The organism is Psychrobacillus psychrotolerans (assembly GCF_900115805.1).
GTDB lineage: Bacteria > Bacillota > Bacilli > Bacillales_A > Planococcaceae > Psychrobacillus > Psychrobacillus psychrotolerans.
The window spans coordinates 242526-257956 of sequence record NZ_FOXU01000005.1; the positions used below are offsets into that span (position 1 = coordinate 242526).

Annotated in this window: 18 protein-coding genes, 7 tRNA genes and 1 rRNA gene; 25 read left to right on the forward strand and 1 reads right to left on the reverse strand. The window is 37.5% G+C overall.

Features of this window, described 5'->3' with window-relative positions:
- Positions 1-110 precede the first annotated feature (110 nt).
- Both BM260_RS11920 and BM260_RS11925 read left to right on the forward strand, forming a co-directional pair.
- Complete coding sequence (locus tag BM260_RS11920; RefSeq protein ID WP_093537570.1) at positions 111-590, forward strand: PH domain-containing protein; 480 nt, start codon at positions 111-113, stop codon at positions 588-590.
- Positions 583-2082, forward strand: coding sequence for a PH domain-containing protein (locus tag BM260_RS11925; RefSeq protein WP_093537605.1), 1500 nt, complete (start codon positions 583-585; stop codon positions 2080-2082). The genes BM260_RS11920 and BM260_RS11925 overlap by 8 nt, the downstream gene beginning before the upstream one ends.
- Positions 2083-2249: 167 nt before the next feature.
- Here the strand turns inward: BM260_RS11925 and BM260_RS11930 are convergent, their stop codons facing one another.
- Positions 2250-2876, reverse strand: a complete 627-nt coding sequence (locus BM260_RS11930; protein ID WP_093537571.1) for a rhomboid family intramembrane serine protease — start codon at positions 2874-2876, stop codon at positions 2250-2252.
- A gap of 68 nt (positions 2877-2944) precedes the next feature.
- Here BM260_RS11930 and acpS point away from each other — a divergent pair, with 68 nt between their 5' ends.
- The 23 genes from acpS to BM260_RS12045 form a co-directional block, all read left to right on the forward strand.
- Positions 2945-3298 carry a holo-ACP synthase gene (gene acpS, locus BM260_RS11935; protein ID WP_093537572.1) on the forward strand — a complete coding sequence of 118 codons (354 nt, stop codon included), beginning with the start codon at positions 2945-2947 and terminating at the stop codon, positions 3296-3298.
- 58 nt (positions 3299-3356) lie between these two features.
- Complete coding sequence (locus BM260_RS11940) at positions 3357-4382, forward strand: LolA family protein (RefSeq protein WP_093537573.1); 1026 nt, start codon at positions 3357-3359, stop codon at positions 4380-4382.
- 66 nt (positions 4383-4448) lie between these two features.
- A complete protein-coding gene (gene alr, locus BM260_RS11945) occupies positions 4449-5555 on the forward strand; it encodes an alanine racemase (RefSeq protein WP_093537574.1) in 1107 nt (368 codons plus the stop codon).
- 133 nt (positions 5556-5688) lie between these two features.
- Positions 5689-5970, forward strand: a complete 282-nt coding sequence (locus BM260_RS11950) for a transcriptional regulator (protein ID WP_245762718.1) — start codon at positions 5689-5691, stop codon at positions 5968-5970.
- Between the two features lie 4 nt (positions 5971-5974).
- Positions 5975-6325, forward strand: coding sequence for a type II toxin-antitoxin system PemK/MazF family toxin (locus tag BM260_RS11955; RefSeq protein ID WP_093537576.1), 351 nt, complete (start codon positions 5975-5977; stop codon positions 6323-6325).
- Between the two features lie 240 nt (positions 6326-6565).
- Positions 6566-7393 (forward strand): STAS domain-containing protein, encoded by an 828-nt coding sequence (locus BM260_RS11960; RefSeq protein ID WP_093537577.1) that lies wholly within the window; start codon positions 6566-6568, stop codon positions 7391-7393.
- Entirely contained in the window at positions 7393-7755 is a 363-nt protein-coding gene (locus BM260_RS11965) for an STAS domain-containing protein (protein ID WP_093537578.1), read from the forward strand. The genes BM260_RS11960 and BM260_RS11965 overlap by 1 nt, the downstream gene beginning before the upstream one ends.
- Before the next feature lie 3 nt (positions 7756-7758).
- Entirely contained in the window at positions 7759-8160 is a 402-nt protein-coding gene (locus BM260_RS11970) for an anti-sigma regulatory factor (protein WP_093537579.1), read from the forward strand.
- Positions 8161-8175: 15 nt separating this feature from the next.
- Positions 8176-9174: a PP2C family protein-serine/threonine phosphatase gene (locus BM260_RS11975; RefSeq protein WP_093537580.1), complete on the forward strand. Its 999-nt coding sequence runs from the start codon at positions 8176-8178 to the stop codon at positions 9172-9174.
- 87 nt (positions 9175-9261) lie between these two features.
- Positions 9262-9609 (forward strand): anti-sigma factor antagonist, encoded by a 348-nt coding sequence (locus BM260_RS11980; protein WP_093537581.1) that lies wholly within the window; start codon positions 9262-9264, stop codon positions 9607-9609.
- Positions 9596-10066 (forward strand): anti-sigma B factor RsbW, encoded by a 471-nt coding sequence (gene rsbW / locus BM260_RS11985; protein WP_093537582.1) that lies wholly within the window; start codon positions 9596-9598, stop codon positions 10064-10066. Before BM260_RS11980 ends, rsbW begins: the two co-directional genes overlap by 14 nt.
- Positions 10044-10829, forward strand: coding sequence for an RNA polymerase sigma factor SigB (gene sigB, locus BM260_RS11990; RefSeq protein WP_093537583.1), 786 nt, complete (start codon positions 10044-10046; stop codon positions 10827-10829). The genes rsbW and sigB overlap by 23 nt, the downstream gene beginning before the upstream one ends.
- On the forward strand, positions 10829-11422 hold the full coding sequence (locus tag BM260_RS11995; protein ID WP_322788087.1) for a PP2C family serine/threonine-protein phosphatase: 594 nt from the start codon (positions 10829-10831) through the stop codon (positions 11420-11422). Before sigB ends, BM260_RS11995 begins: the two co-directional genes overlap by 1 nt.
- 85 nt (positions 11423-11507) lie before the next feature.
- On the forward strand, positions 11508-13673 hold the full coding sequence (locus BM260_RS12000) for a Tex family protein (RefSeq protein ID WP_093537585.1): 2166 nt from the start codon (positions 11508-11510) through the stop codon (positions 13671-13673).
- 65 nt (positions 13674-13738) lie between these two features.
- A complete protein-coding gene (locus BM260_RS12005) occupies positions 13739-14209 on the forward strand; it encodes a SprT family protein (RefSeq protein WP_093537586.1) in 471 nt (156 codons plus the stop codon).
- An 80-nt stretch (positions 14210-14289) separates the two neighbouring features.
- A tRNA-Asn gene (locus tag BM260_RS12010) sits at positions 14290-14364 on the forward strand.
- A 4-nt stretch (positions 14365-14368) separates the two neighbouring features.
- Positions 14369-14440: transfer RNA gene (locus tag BM260_RS12015), tRNA-Glu, on the forward strand.
- 34 nt (positions 14441-14474) lie between these two features.
- Positions 14475-14550 (forward strand) — tRNA-Asp (locus BM260_RS12020).
- 3 nt (positions 14551-14553) lie between these two features.
- Positions 14554-14628, forward strand: a tRNA-Gln gene (locus BM260_RS12025).
- 5 nt (positions 14629-14633) lie between these two features.
- A tRNA-Lys gene (locus BM260_RS12030) sits at positions 14634-14706 on the forward strand.
- A gap of 64 nt (positions 14707-14770) precedes the next feature.
- Positions 14771-14857 (forward strand) — tRNA-Leu (locus BM260_RS12035).
- Between the two features lie 28 nt (positions 14858-14885).
- Positions 14886-14959 (forward strand) — tRNA-Gly (locus BM260_RS12040).
- A gap of 156 nt (positions 14960-15115) precedes the next feature.
- Positions 15116-15431: ribosomal RNA gene (locus tag BM260_RS12045) — 16S ribosomal RNA — on the forward strand; the annotation flags it as partial.

Genomic DNA, 15431 nt, shown 5'->3' on the forward strand with positions numbered 1-15431 from the left:
GATGTAAGTTCATCCTTTTTTCTTTTGGAAGAATTTTTAAATGGAAGTTGCCATTTATTGAAACATTTTATCCTTTGTTTCGTATACAATGATGGAAGAGGGGGTTTCATATGAGACAAGAACCAATCAATCAATTATCAGAAAGTGGATTACGTGTCTGGAGAATTTACGGGTTATTTCAAACGTTAATTGTCCTTTTAGTAGGTATTGGAGTAGGAGTTATCAATTATTTTACAGGACAATTTATATGGTTATACATAGTAGATGTAGTAGTGATAGTACTCATAGGATATTTATTAATTTATTTGTTCCCCAAAATTAGATGGACTCGTTGGAGATATGAAGTGCGTGAACAAGAAATTGAATTACAGCATGGTTTGTTTATCGTGAAAAGAACTTTAGTGCCAATGGTGAGAGTACAGCATGTTGATACGGAACAGGGACCTATTTTGAGAAAGTATGATCTATCTTCTATTACTATTTCAACTGCTGCAACGAGTCATACTATCCCTGCACTCGTAACTGGGGAAGCGGATGAACTTCGAGGCAGGATTTCTGTACTTGCAAGGGTGGCGGAAGATGATGTCTAAAGAAAAGTTTACTCTACATCCTATTTCAGCGGTTATTAACTTTGTAAAAGTATTAAAAGAAATGATTATTCCATTAGTCGTAGTTATTGCCGTTAATGGATTTGGGGGAGGCTCTGGTAGTTGGACCTCCTATATTATCTATATTATTTATGCCGTACTATTAATCGCAATGTTAGTTAGTGGCATCATTGAATGGAAAAGGTTTCGTTATTGGTTTGAAGAAGAAGAGCTTCGCATCGAATATGGTCTCTTCGTAAAGAAAAAAAGGTATATCCCATTTGAACGAATCCAAAGTTTAAATTATACAGAGGGCATATTTCATCGACCATTTGGTTTAATAAAGGTGAAAGTAGAAACAGCTGGCGGGGGTGCGACAAAAGAAGCGGATGCTGAATTGACCGCAATTACCAAAGAAGCAGCGGAGCAAATTAAAAAAGAGATGAATCTAGCTAAACATAAAGAATCAACTATATCTGATGGAGATCTTCAACAAGAAGAGCTAGCGAAAGAGCAAAGGAAGCCCTTGTTTCGTATGTCTCGAAAAGATTTATTCATTCTTGCTAGTACATCAGGCGGGGTAGGTGTATTTTTCTCAGGGTTAGCAGTGTTCGTTTCGCAATTCTCGGAATTGATCCCATACGAAACAATTTATAATGAGATTATTATGTTTATCCGTTTTGGAGCTCTACTAATTGCATTATTGGTATTCTTTGCGCTGCTAGTAGCATGGATTGTATCAGTAGCTATTACTTTTATAAATTACTATGAGTTTACTATTTGGGTTGAAGATCAGGAGATTATTATTACTAGGGGATTATTAGAAAAGAAAAAAATAACTATTCCTTTATCTCGCATTCAGGCAGTACGTATAGTGGAAAATCCTTTAAGGCAGCTTACGGGACATGCGACCGTCATCGTGGATAGTGCGGGGGGATCACTAGCAGAGAAGGATGAGAAAATTAGGTTAATCCCTCTCATTAAAAAGGATAAAATAAACCCGATTCTCGTTCAAATTTTCCCTAACTATGAATTTGAAGCTAACTTTACAAGAGTTCCGAAGCGGTCGAGAAAGTTTTTCTATCGTTTAGATTTTTTATGGATGATTCCAGTTGCAACATGTGTAAGTTATTTCTTCTTTCCATTTGGACTATTATCCTTCTTACTATTTCCACTGAGTTTCCTATGGGGAGCATGGCAGCATAAGACGGCTGGATATTGGATGGATGAAAAGCAACTTGTTGTGCAATATCGTCTATTTAGTAGAGTATCTATTTGGATGGAAAAGAAACGTATTCAAGCAATGACAGCTCGCACTACGTATTTTCAAAAAAAAGCCAATGTATCTTCTATTATGACTACTATTAAGTCAGGCGTGTCTGGATCATCAACTACTATTCCTCATATTGAAAAAGCTGATGCAGAGAGCTTAATGAAATGGTATGAACCTACTAGGATAGAGCCTATAGATAGAGAGAAGGAACAGCCTTTGTAAGGGCTGTTCTTTTTTTATGAAGTGTGAGCCCAGGAATAAGATTAATGAAAAAAGAGAGACTGATTGCGACGACAGTCACAATCAGTCTCTCAAAAAATTAACGGTTAATAAAATAGCTGTAAATCTGTCCGAAGCACTTCGGAAACGATAGAATCTGATTTTAATCCTTAAACAGATTTAAGCTTACGCTGTCTTTTCTTCCAAGCAGCTATTCGCTTCGGATGGAAGTAAACCATTCCTAGTGCAAAACCAGTTATCAGCCCAGCTATGTGAGCAGTAACATTAATCTTCGGTTGCAGGAATGTCATAATTACTCCAATTACAATAATCGGAATAATAATTTGTTTTAGCTGTGGCATGAAATTTCTCGTATAATAAACCAAAGCCCCAAAAGCACCGAATATCCCGTAAATAGCACCACTTGCCCCAACACTTGTATAATTCCAATCGTGTATTAGGTAGGTAGCGACATTACCAACTAATCCTGCTAGCATATAAATAGTTAGGAAACGAGCCTTACCAGCTAGTTGCTCCAACTCTGGCCCAAATATGTACAACGAGAACATATTGAATAATAAGTGAGCAAAGTTTGCATGCAAGAATATCGGAGTTATCAAACGCCAATATTCACCTTCACTAATTAATAAGTTAAAGTGAACACCGTAATTAAATAATTGCGATCCAAATATAGGGACTAAAGTTAACAAATGAATAACAATATTCAATGCAAGCAAAGAAGAAACAACTGGATATAGTTTTATGTATTGTTTAAAATTTTCTGTTCTACTAAACATTATTTCACCTCAATTTATCTACTATTAGTATATCCTGTAAGGAGGATATTTGGAAAGGAGAAACATTCATGATTACTGGAATAGGATTAGATATAACTGAAATAGAAAGAATCCAATCCATTTCTGCTAAAACACGTAAATTTGAAGAGCGGGTACTTTCCGAAAAAGAAAGAGTTCAATTAAATGAGTTATCCGGGACAAGACGAATCGAATACTTAGCAGGGAGATTTGCAGCCAAAGAAGCATTTTCTAAAGCTCGAGGAACTGGAATAGGGAAAGATTGTAGTTTTCAAGATATTGAAATTTTAAAAGAACCTTCAGGTAAGCCTGTTTTATATTTTAAAGGAATAGAAGTTAATGGATTTGTATCTATAACCCATACAAAAGTTTATGTGGCTGCTCAAGTAATTCTACAATCATAACCGGTCGTCCATCTACATACAATGAATGAACGCAGTGATAATAGAAAGGATGGACTGATTGAAGAGCCGCGTGGCTAAACTATTTTTTTTAATTGTAACAATCTTAGTACTTTCCGCATGTGGAGCCGATTCGAAAGAAGATGTTGTGAAAAAACTTAGTAACAAGTGGGTGGATGCAAAGGGGTATGTGCTCGAAGCAGAGATGAGCATCATGACTGGGGAAGAACCAAGAGTATATGGTGTGGAAGTTTGGCACACTAAACCAGATTTTTACCGAGTACAGGTATCGGATACAAATGCAGAGAATACCCAAATGATCATCCGTAACACAGAAGGTGTATTTGTCGTAACACCAGCGCTGAACAAAACGTATAAGTTCCAAAGTAAATGGCCAACTGAAAATAGCCAAGCATATTTAATCGGTTCACTAGCCAACGACATAAAAAAAGACAAAACGGCAACCTTCAAAGAAGAAGGTGACAAATATGTCTTTGAAACAAAAACTAGTAACAACCATAAAACTATGCTGCCAACTCAAAAGATTTACATCAATAAAAAGACATTACTACCAACAGATGTTTCTATCATGAATGAGAACAAAGAAGAGCAAATTCATATTACATTTAAAAAAGTATCGCTAGGAAAAACACATGCAGCAGCAGAATATAAAATAGAGCAAACGCCTACAGGTAAAGCTGAAGGCACGGAAGAAACCGTAGAGACATCGGCAGAGATTGATAATGCTGAAATGGAAACTTATTATCCAATGTTAAAATGGGATCAAGTGCACAATATTGACGAAAAAGTGGTGGAAGTCGACGGAGAAAAAAGAGTTATTTTAACATATAGTGGAGACAAAGAGTTTACGATAATTCAACATCGAAGCGAACCGGGGGACTCCTCTATTATTCCTGTATTCTCACCTGGAGATCCGGTTGATCTAGGAGTTGCAATTGGTGCAATTACTGACCAGTCTCTTTCTTGGGAGCAAGATGGTATGTCATTCTTTATTGCATCCTCTACATTGACGAAAGAAGAAATGATTGAAGTTGCTGCATCTATGACAACTAGTGGTTTAAAGTAATTAGGGTTGACTACTTCAGTACACTAGTAGGATAATCGGTTTAAACTGATTAAAAGAGGGAACTATATGTCTCAAAAGCTATACCGACCTACATTCATCAAAGTAAACTTACAAGCTATACAAAATAATATTAAACGGCTCATGGAAATACTTCCAGAACATACTGCCGTGATTGCTGTAGTTAAAGCGAATGGCTACGGTCATGGAGATATTGAAGTTGCGCAAGCAGCATTAAAAGCAGGAGCCAATCTTTTGGCGGTTGCCACGCCAGAAGAAGCATTACATTTAAGGGAAGCGGGTATTGAAGCGGAAATACTTCTGATAGGTACATCTCCGCTCTCTTTTTTAGAGGAAGCTTCAAAACAAAACATTACACTTACAGCATATTCATATGAGTGGTTACTTGCTACTAAGGATCTTCAAATTCCTTTAAAGCTTCATATAAAAATCGATAGTGGAATGGGTAGAATTGGTTTTACAGAAGTGACAGAGCTACAGCAGGCACTTGCCTTTATCAGCAAAAGAGATTGGTTGCAAATTACGGGCGTTTTTACTCATTTTGCAACTGCTGATGAAGAGGAGCAAACACTATTCCGAAAACAAGTTTCCAGATTCGAACAATTATTAAATGTATTTGAGCAAAGACCCGCAATGGTTCATACTTCTAATAGTGCAGCGGCTTTACTATACCCTGACCAACACTGGAATGCGGTGCGTTTTGGTATATCTATGTATGGAATAGCGCCGTCTTCTTGGGTTAATGGAGAACTTCCGTTTCCCTTAGAAAAAGCTCTTTCGTTACACACTGAGGTTGCACATGTTAAAAAGGTAACGAAGGGTTCTACCATTGGTTACGGAGCTACATATGTAGCTCCAACAAATGAGTGGATTGCAACAATTCCGATTGGTTATGCAGATGGGCTTTTAAGGAAACTTCATAACCAGTCTGTTTTGATAAAAGGTAAAAAGATGCCAATCGTCGGGAAAATTTGTATGGATCAATGCATGATTCGTCTCGATGAAAAAATAGAGGTTGGCGAAAAAGTTACATTACTAGGTTTACAGGAAAATGAAGAGATTCTAATAGAAGAATGGGCGGAAGCATTGGAAACTATCCCTTATGAAGTTTGTTGCACTTTCTCTAACAGAATCCCTAGAATATATAGCAAGTAGATTTTCGACAAAACTTAAAGTTATATGCATAAATTGTCTAACCATTTCTCTTAATGTCTTTTATTTAAGCTATAGAAATGGTAAGATGAAGTATATTGTCATATAGGGAAATGTTTTGTCGGAGGTGTTTGCTGTGGTAAGTGATAAAAAGAAAAAGGAAGCGATCATTCAGCTTCCAAATCAATTGGTTAATGAAGGAGTAAAAACCGTAAAACAATCATTAACTGGCGTAGAAAGTTTCGTTCGTGTCCAAGCAAATGAATATGTAAAAAATGGTCAGGCAAATCTTATAAGAGAAGCGATGAAGAAAGGCTATGTTGAGATGTCTCATATAAATCTATCCATTTGCACGGAGTGTTTACATGCAGAGTATGAAGCTCAACATACGACAGAGCGACTCGTAAGTGGAGGATGAAAATTTGATCGTAAAACGTGGAGACGTTTTTTTTGCGGATTTATCACCAGTAATCGGGTCTGAGCAAGGTGGAACCAGACCCGTTTTGGTGATACAAAATGATATCGGTAATAGATTCAGTCCAACTGTCATCGTGGCAGCTATCACAGCTCAAATTCAAAAGGCAAAGTTACCAACACATGTAGAAATAAATGCAAAAGAATATGATTTTGAACGAGATTCCGTTATTTTGTTGGAGCAGTTAAGAACAATTGATAAATCCAGACTTACGGATAAAATCACCCACCTAGATGAAGATGTGATGGAAGACGTAGATCATGCATTAGGGATTAGCTTAGGGATTGTTAAATTTTAATACATAGTAAAAACACAATGTGGAACCGACAAAAACACATTGTGTTTTTTAATAGGAATTTTTTTAACAAAGTTAGAGTTGAAGGTAAAACTAATTCACTTTACTTGGTTTGCAAAATACTATATTACAGGGTAGTATCACTAATCAGGTAATACATGGACAAGTGTAAAAGATGTAATGTTAGATGAAATTCTGTACAATATAATTACTAATATTCAACGAGGAGATGTATGTAAAACAATGAATAGCAGAATTGCTTCGTATATTCACGATAATATTGATGAAATTTTAGAAAAGTGGAGAATAAAGATGGAGGAAGAGAAGGATGATCGTTTCTTCCAGATTATGTCTAATAGAATAGTGGATAATACAGTTCGTGAATTCGGAGAGTTAATGATTTCAAGTCTAACGGAAGACCACGATACATATACGGCCAAGTTAAATGATTTTTCCGTTCAAATTGTACATTATGGATGGTCAATCTCTTTTGTTTTAAAAGCCTTAACCAACTTCACAGAAATTATCTATGAAAAAATGGACGATGTAGAGAACTTAGATGAAGGTAATTTCCAATCATATAGAGAAATATTAAATAATTGGATTATTCCTTTGAATCACAGCATTGTAGATGCCTATTCGGTAGTGTGGGAAAAAACGGTGAGTCTACAAAAGATTGCTCTACAAGAACTGTCTGCTTCCTTAATACCTGTCTTCGAAAAAATTTCCGTAATGCCTTTAGTAGGTACAATTGATACGGAACGAGCAAAGCTAATAATGGAAAATCTTCTACAGGGAGTTGTAAAGCATCGTGCAGAAGTTGTGTTGCTAGACATTACAGGCGTCCCAGTAGTAGATACGATGGTTGCGCATCATATTATTCAAGCAGCAGATGCCGTCCGATTAGTCGGAGCTAAATGTATGCTAGTCGGAATCCGTCCGGAAATTGCGCAAACTATTGTTACACTAGGTATAAACTTAAATGATTTTACAACAACAAGTACTTTACAAAAAGGCGTTGAACAAGCCCTGGCTTTAACAAATCGAGCAATAGTAGAGGTGGAAGCATAATGATGACAAGAATACCTATTTTAAAATTGAGAGATTGTTTAATCGTTTCCATTCAGTGGGAGTTAGATGATCAAACTGCTCTTTCTTTTCAAGAAGATTTACTTGATAAGCTTCATACAACATCTGCAAGAGGAGTAGTACTTGATCTTACACCAATAGATTTTATAGACTCATTCATCGCAAAAGTATTGGGAGATGTAATCAGTATGTCGGGTCTAATGGGTGCGAAGGTAGTAATTACAGGTATTCAACCTGCGGTAGCTATTACTCTCATAGAATTAGGCATTAGACTCGAAAATGTAGTTACGGCCCTAGACTTAGAAAATGGATTGGAAAAATTAGAACGAGAATTGGAGGACTAGTCCATGAACTTAAGGTCTTCTGTTGATATAATAACTGAGTGGGATATCGTTGCTGCAAGGCAACTTGGTAGAAATGAAGCGAAGGATGTAGGCTTCGGTACAGTTGACCAAGCAAGAATTACAACAGCGATTAGTGAACTCGCTCGGAATATATACTTATATGCTGGTAAAGGTAAAATAGAAATTAGACAAATTACTGATGGCAACCTAAAAGGTCTGCTTGTCATTGCATCTGATAAAGGACCAGGAATTGCAGATGTTCGTAAAGTCATGGAAGATGGATATACGACATCAGGTGGTTTAGGTGCCGGCCTTCCAGGAGTAAAGCGACTAATGGACGATTTCAAAATTGAAACTGTCCTAGGAGAAGGTACCACTATTAGTGCATCTAAGTTATTAAGATAGGAGGTAATTCAAAGTATGCCTCAAGAATTTAAGAGACAATACAGAGAGATTTTAGAGCAATATACACAAAGACAAACAGAACATAATTTGTATGAAGGTCAAAACTTCAGTAGACAACTTATCCAAAAGAATATTTCTCCAGAGGAAGTTATAAGTATACATAAGGCTTCTTTAGAAGAACTTATGCCTGAATTGCCAAATAATGTTTGGCATTCTTTTGATTTATTAATAGAAGTGATGATTAGATATGGACTTGCACTAAAAGAACACCAGACCCTAATTAAAAAACAGGAAAACTTTAGAATGGAAATGGAGCTGGCTTCTAATGTTCAACAAACGTTGTTGAAAACTAAAGTGCCAGAGATGAACAGTTTAGATATAGGGATGATCTCTGTTCCTGCAAAAGAAATGAATGGGGATTACACGCATTTTCTAAATGATGATACTACAGTAGGTATTGCCGTTGCAGATGTAATCGGTAAAGGGATTCCAGCTGCCCTATGCATGTCCATGATTAAGTATGGGATGGATAGTTTAAATGGAGCAGAAACCGAACCCATTGTTGTACTAGATGTCATCAATCGAATTGTTGAGAAAAGTGTAAGTGATTCGATGTTCATCTCCATGTTTTATGGAACTTATGATACTTCTACAAGTGTATTTACATATGCCTCTGCAGGACATGAGCCACCTTTATTTTATTGTGCTAAGTCTAATAGTTTTTCAGAACTACAAGCAAAGGGATTATTGTTAGGTGTAATTCCCAATGTTAAATACGAACAACACTCTATTTCTTTAGGAAAAGACGATTTTGTCGTTATGATGACTGATGGTGTAACTGAATGCCGTTCAAAAGAGGGATTCATTGACCAAAAAACCGTGATGGATATTATTGAAAGCGTAAGAGATCAATCTGCTCAAGATATGGTGGAATATGTGTTTCACAAGCTTGAGGAATTACAGGAGTTTGAACAACGAGATGATTTCACACTCGTTATTTTCAAAAAGAAGTAATTTGAGGTTTATTAATAACTGCTTTGTGGTATAGAGACTATAGACAATAGATAATAGACTATATATAGCGAAAACGGGGGAATAAAAATGAATATTTCAGTTGAATTACAAACGATAGCTGAATTGCATATTAAAGGATTAATTGGTGGAGAAATTGATGCTTTTACAGCGCCGATTTTAAGAGAGAAACTTGCAGAGGTAACCTTACAGGATAATATACATGTTGAATTGAATTTACAAGATGTTTCCTATATGGATAGTACGGGACTAGGTGTTTTTGTCGGCTTTTATAAGAGCGTCATAGCTGCAAATGGTCATATGGAGTTAACGGGACTTTCATCTAGATTGAAGCGCTTATTTGATATTACTGGTTTAGTGGAAATTATGGATATACAGGCTAGAGATGAAGAGGTGAAAATAGATGAAACCGTTTGATTATGTTGAAATTCGGGTGCCTGCAAAGCCTCAATATGTTAGCGTTGCTCGCCTCACAATTTCTGGTTTGGCCAATCGTATCGGATTTACGTATGATGATATCGAAGACTTAAAAATAGCTGCAAGTGAAGCGATTACAAATGCAGTCCAACATGCATATGCGGATAATGAGGAAGGCGAAGTGGTTATTGGCTGTGCATTATACGATGAAAAAATAGAAATCATGGTAGCGGATCATGGTAAAAGTTTTGACTTTGAAGAAACGAAAGCAAAAGTCGGCCCTTATCATGATTTAGAGGAAGGATCTTTCTTGAGAGAAGGAGGTCTTGGTTTATATTTGATCGAGACATTAATGGATGAGGTTAAAGTACATCACCAAGAAGGCGTTACTGTATTTATGACGAAACATGTCAGAGTAGAGCAGGTGGATGAAAATGTCGAACACGTCCCTTCCTAATAAAGAATCGAAAGAGAAAATATTGGGATGGATCAAAGAATATCAAGAGACAGAAAGTGAAGAGGCACAAACTAACTTAGTACTGAATTACACTAGGTTGGTAGAATCCATTGCTCGAAAATATTCTAATGGTAAATCGCATCATGAGGATATCGCCCAAGTCGGCATGCTTGGTCTTCTTGGAGCTATCCGAAGATATGATCCATCATTCGGAAAAAACTTTGAAGCTTTTGCTATCCCTACCATTATCGGAGAGATAAAACGCTTTTTAAGAGATAAAACTTGGGCTGTACATGTTCCAAGAAGGATAAAAGAACTTGGACCACGAATCCGAGTAGCAGTGGAAACACTAACAGTGGAATTCCAACGTTCTCCTATTATTCCGGAAATCGCTGATTTTCTAGGTGTAGAAGTAGAAGACGTGCTTGAAGCCATGGAAATGGGTAAAAGTTATCAGGCATTATCTATGGATCATTCACTTGAATCTGACTCAGACGGTAGTACCATTACGTTATTTGATGTTATTGGTAAAGCAGATGGCGAATACGAGAAAACAGATCAACGCTTACTTGTTGCTAATGCACTAAATGTATTATCGGATCGAGAGAAAGAAATCATTCAACTTACATACATGGAGCAGCTTAGTCAAAAAGAAACAGGAGATCGTCTAGGTATATCCCAAATGCATGTATCTAGGATTCAACGAAAGGCTATAAAGAAATTACAGGAGGCCATTTTATTGTCAGGTGAAGTAGTTAAATGATGAATTTTTCAGATGACAAAGTAGATTTGTTTGTATACCAAGAGGCCAAAAGTGGAAATCTAGAATCTGGAGATACTTATTATATTACAAAGACAGATGAGTTTATGCTTTGTGCTATAGCAGATGGGTTGGGAAATGGACCTGTGGCTAAAGAGTCTGCAGATATTATCCCGAAGATTCTAGAGGAATATAAAGAAGAAACATTAGATGAATTACTACTACGTTGCAACGAGTTAATGGTTAGTAAGAGAGGTGCAGCAGTAGCGATAGTTAAAATAGATTATAAACATCAAACTATATCCTATAGCTGTGTTGGTAATGTGAAGTTTTATATGTATAAACGCTCTACCGATAAAATGATTTATCCTCTACCCGTTATGGGCTACTTATCAGGCAGAAAGCAAAAGATTAATACCCAAACATATGCCTGTGAAAAAAATGATTTGTTCATGCTTCACTCAGACGGGGTTGTGATGAAAAGTCCGAAATCCACTATAAAAAATGCCTCGAATGCGGAATGTCTCTATGAAACGATTTTTAAAGAAATTGAGCATGGCGACGACTCAACCTTTATAGTAGGAAGCTTACTCTAATATAGGGTAAGCTTTTTTGTTTGGCTTTTTCTAGAAGGTAACAAATATGATAAACTGAGTACTATAAAGAAAGGACGTGTTCATATTGGAAATAAAGAAAATGCTCCAACTTGTTTCAAAAGATACAGGTGTTAAATCATCACAAGCTGAACAGGTTATAAAATTACTAGAAGAGGGAAATACGGTTCCTTTTATAGCACGATATAGAAAAGAACAAACAGGCTCTTTAGATGAAGTCCAAATTAAAGCCGTTGAAGATCGGTATAATTACATACAGCAGTTGGAACAAAGAAAAGAAGAGATCCTTCGCTTAATTGAAGAGCAAGGTAAACTAACCGAACAGTTAACTGCTTCTATTAATAATGCAACGGTATTGCAACGATTAGAAGATTTATATCGACCATATAAGCAAAAACGTAGAACAAAGGCTACTATTGCAAAGGAAAAAGGATTAGAACCTTTGGCGGCTCTCATCATGACTTTCCCTAAAGAATCCATTTCTAAGTTAGCAGAAGGCTATTTAAATGAAGAACTAGAAGTTCTTTCAGTAGAGGATGCGTTACTTGGAGCTAGAGATATCCTAGCTGAGCAATTTGCTGACGATGCGAAAATAAGAGAGCAAATCCGTAATATTACCCGTGCGGACGGTAAAATTATTACATCGGTCAAAAAGGCAGAGCTAGATGAAAAGAATGTGTTTGAAATGTATTATGAGTACGAAGAACCTGTTAAAAAGATAGTTCCTCATCGTATATTAGCAGTAAACCGAGGGGAAAAAGAAGATATCTTAAAAGTTGCTCTTCAAGTTCCTATGGAGAAAGCAGCTAATGTGATGAAAACACATTGGATTAAACCATCCTCTAGTGATGCAGTGGAACAAATTGAATTGGCGGTAGAAGACTCATACAAACGACTAATTCAGCCTTCTGTTGAACGAGAGATTCGAGCAGAGCTTACAGAAAAAGCAGAAGCTCAGGCTATTCACATATTCTCCGAAAACCTAAGGAACCTACTATTGCAACAACCATTAAAGGGAAAAGTAATTCTAGGTGTCGATCCAGCTTATCGTACTGGGTGTAAATTAGCGGTTGTAGATGATACAGGAAAACTGCTAGAAGTATCGGCTATTTATCCACATGCGCCTAAAATGGATGTGGAGGGTTCCAAGAAAAAAGTACTTGCTTACTTAAAAAACTATCCTATTTCTTTAATAGCTATCGGAAATGGTACCGCTTCTCGCGAAACAGAACAATTCATTGTGGACTGTTTGAAAGAGGTAGAGGGCGAGGTAGCGTATGTAATAGTAAATGAAGCGGGTGCCAGTGTGTATTCAGCATCTGAAACAGCACGTAATGAGTTTCCTGACTTACAAGTAGAGCAGAGAAGTGCGGTATCTATTGCAAGAAGATTGCAGGATCCTTTGGCGGAATTAGTGAAGATAGATCCAAAAGCAGTAGGAGTAGGACAATACCAACATGACGTTTCGCAAAAGAAATTATCCGATTCCTTATCCTTTATAGTAGAAACTGCGGTTAACCAAGTAGGAGTAAATGTAAATACTGCATCTGCTTCCCTTTTACAATACGTCTCAGGGCTGTCAAAAACAGTTGCAGAAAACGTGGTGAATATGAGAAACGAGCAAGGGAGGTTTACTTCGCGAGCACAACTTAAGAAAATTCCACGCCTTGGAGCCAAAACTTATGAACAAGCAATTGGGTTTTTACGCGTACCAGATGCAAAAAATCCGTTTGATGCAACAGGAATCCACCCTGAAAGTTATAAGGGAGCGGAGCAGGTACTGGAAATTGCAGGACTTAAGAAGACGCAAATAGGCACAAAAGAAGCAGAAGAGGCACTAAAGAAAATTTCTATTGAAGAAGTAAGTAGAGAGTTAGAAATAGGGGAGATCACATTAAAGGATATTGTAGATACATTGATCAAACCAGCGCGTGACCCTCGTGAAGCATTCCCGCAGCCAATCCTGAAAAAAGATGTACTCAAATTAGAGGACTTAAAAACAGGAATGGAGTTACAAGGAACAGTAAGAAATGTAGTAGACTTCGGTGCATTTGTAGATATTGGTGTAAAACAAGATGGCCTAGTTCATATTTCTAAACTAAAAAAAGGCTTTGTCAAACATCCTTTAGATGTTGTCTCCCTTGGAGATATAGTTACTGTCTGGGTAGAACAGTTTGATGCCAACAAAGGAAGGATTGCATTAACGATGCTTCCTCCTGAACAACAAGTGTAACGAATAGAGTTGTCCAATGGAGATATGCCACTGGACAACCTCTTTTTAAATAGGGGGGAGATAATATGTCTGATGAAAAATTACACGAACTAGTAAGTCATGTATCAAACGAAGTCTTTGGGAAACAATTTCAACATAAAGCATATTTCAACAAAAGACTTAGAACAACTGGTGGAAGGTATATGTTGAGATCGCACAATATAGAAGTGAATCCGCTAGTTTTCGAAAAGTACGGAATGGATGAATTGCTAGGCGTGATCAAACACGAGCTTTGTCATTATCACTTACATATAGAAGGAAAAGGCTATCAGCATAGAGATACTGACTTTAGGGAGTTACTTAAAATAACAAACTCACCTAGATTTTGTTCTACTTTAGTGGAGAGAAAAGTCCGGAAAAGTAAAAAGAGATATACATATAAATGTGTAAAATGCTCTCTTTCATATAATCGGAAAATTCGTTTAAATACTAGGAAATACCGTTGTGGCAAGTGTTTTGGAGACCTAATGTTAGTTTCTTTTGAAAATCTCAAATAAATTATCAAAAAGTAGTTGACGTTTTGCAAAACCCTCTCTATAATAGAAAAAGTCGAGTAAAACAAAACGACAAAAGTTATTCCGAAGTAGCTCAGTGGTAGAGCAATCGACTGTTAATCGATCGGTCGTAGGTTCGAGTCCTACCTTCGGAGCCATTATGGCCCCTTGGTCAAGCGGTTAAGACACCGCCCTTTCACGGCGGTAACACGGGTTCGAATCCCGTAGGGGTCATTACCATTTATATTTATTACTTTGTATTTTCAACGGTCCCGTGGTGTAGCGGTTAACATGCCTGCCTGTCACGCAGGAGATCGCCGGTTCGATCCCGGTCGGGACCGCCATGTTGGGGTATAGCCAAGCGGTAAGGCAATGGATTTTGATTCCATCATGCCCTGGTTCGAATCCAGGTACCCCAGCCATTTTTGAGCCATTAGCTCAGTTGGTAGAGCATCTGACTTTTAATCAGAGGGTCGTAGGTTCGAATCCTACATGGCTCATCAAATTGTTGTTGACATTTAAGGTGTTCGAGAGTATAATCAACCTTGTTCTGTTAAGTACTAAGCGGTCGTGGCGGAACGGCAGACGCGCTAGGTTGAGGGCCTAGTGGGGGATAACCCCGTGGAGGTTCAAGTCCTCTCGGCCGCACCAGTCACATAACAATTTAACAAAATTTAATGCGGGTGTAGTTTAGTGGTAAAACCTCAGCCTTCCAAGCTGATGATGAGAGTTCGATTCTCTTCACCCGCTCCATTATTTAATATCATTGAATATTGAACATTGAAAACTGAACATGCAAAACGTTAAGAAACATAGCTTTCAACTAACTTAGTTAGTTGAAAGCAAAACAATTTTTGACATCATTTAATGATGATGCCAGCAAAACAAATTGAGCTTTTTAAGTTCTCTATTATGGAGAGTTTGATCCTGGCTCAGGACGAACGCTGGCGGCATGCCTAATACATGCAAGTCGAGCGAATGACGAAGAAGCTTGCTTCTTCTGATTTAGCGGCGGACGGGTGAGTAACACGTGGGCAACCTGCCCTGTAGATTGGGATAACTCCGGGAAACCGGGGCTAATACCGAATAATCCATTTCCTCTCATGGGGAGATGTTAAAAGACGGTTTCGGCTGTCACTACAGGATGGGCCCGCGGCGCATTAGCTAGTTGGTGAGGTAACGGCTCACCAAGGCGACGATGCGTAGCCGACCTGAGAGGGTGATC

Bases quoted from the DNA above. Each gene is read 5' to 3' on its own strand.
- BM260_RS11920 (WP_093537570.1), top strand. From the start codon at position 111: ATGAGACAAGAACCAATCAATCAATTATCAGAAAGTGGATTACGTGTC.
- BM260_RS11925 (WP_093537605.1), top strand. From the start codon at position 583: ATGTCTAAAGAAAAGTTTACTCTACATCCTATTTCAGCGGTTATTAAC.
- BM260_RS11930 (WP_093537571.1), bottom strand. From the start codon at position 2,876: ATGTTTAGTAGAACAGAAAATTTTAAACAATACATAAAACTATATCCA.
- acpS (WP_093537572.1), top strand. From the start codon at position 2,945: ATGATTACTGGAATAGGATTAGATATAACTGAAATAGAAAGAATCCAA.
- alr (WP_093537574.1), top strand. From the start codon at position 4,449: ATGTCTCAAAAGCTATACCGACCTACATTCATCAAAGTAAACTTACAA.
- BM260_RS11960 (WP_093537577.1), top strand. From the start codon at position 6,566: ATGAATAGCAGAATTGCTTCGTATATTCACGATAATATTGATGAAATT.
- BM260_RS11965 (WP_093537578.1), top strand. From the start codon at position 7,393: ATGATGACAAGAATACCTATTTTAAAATTGAGAGATTGTTTAATCGTT.
- BM260_RS11970 (WP_093537579.1), top strand. From the start codon at position 7,759: ATGAACTTAAGGTCTTCTGTTGATATAATAACTGAGTGGGATATCGTT.
- BM260_RS11975 (WP_093537580.1), top strand. From the start codon at position 8,176: ATGCCTCAAGAATTTAAGAGACAATACAGAGAGATTTTAGAGCAATAT.
- BM260_RS11980 (WP_093537581.1), top strand. From the start codon at position 9,262: ATGAATATTTCAGTTGAATTACAAACGATAGCTGAATTGCATATTAAA.
- rsbW (WP_093537582.1), top strand. From the start codon at position 9,596: ATGAAACCGTTTGATTATGTTGAAATTCGGGTGCCTGCAAAGCCTCAA.
- sigB (WP_093537583.1), top strand. From the start codon at position 10,044: ATGTCGAACACGTCCCTTCCTAATAAAGAATCGAAAGAGAAAATATTG.
- BM260_RS11995 (WP_322788087.1), top strand. From the start codon at position 10,829: ATGAATTTTTCAGATGACAAAGTAGATTTGTTTGTATACCAAGAGGCC.
- BM260_RS12005 (WP_093537586.1), top strand. From the start codon at position 13,739: ATGTCTGATGAAAAATTACACGAACTAGTAAGTCATGTATCAAACGAA.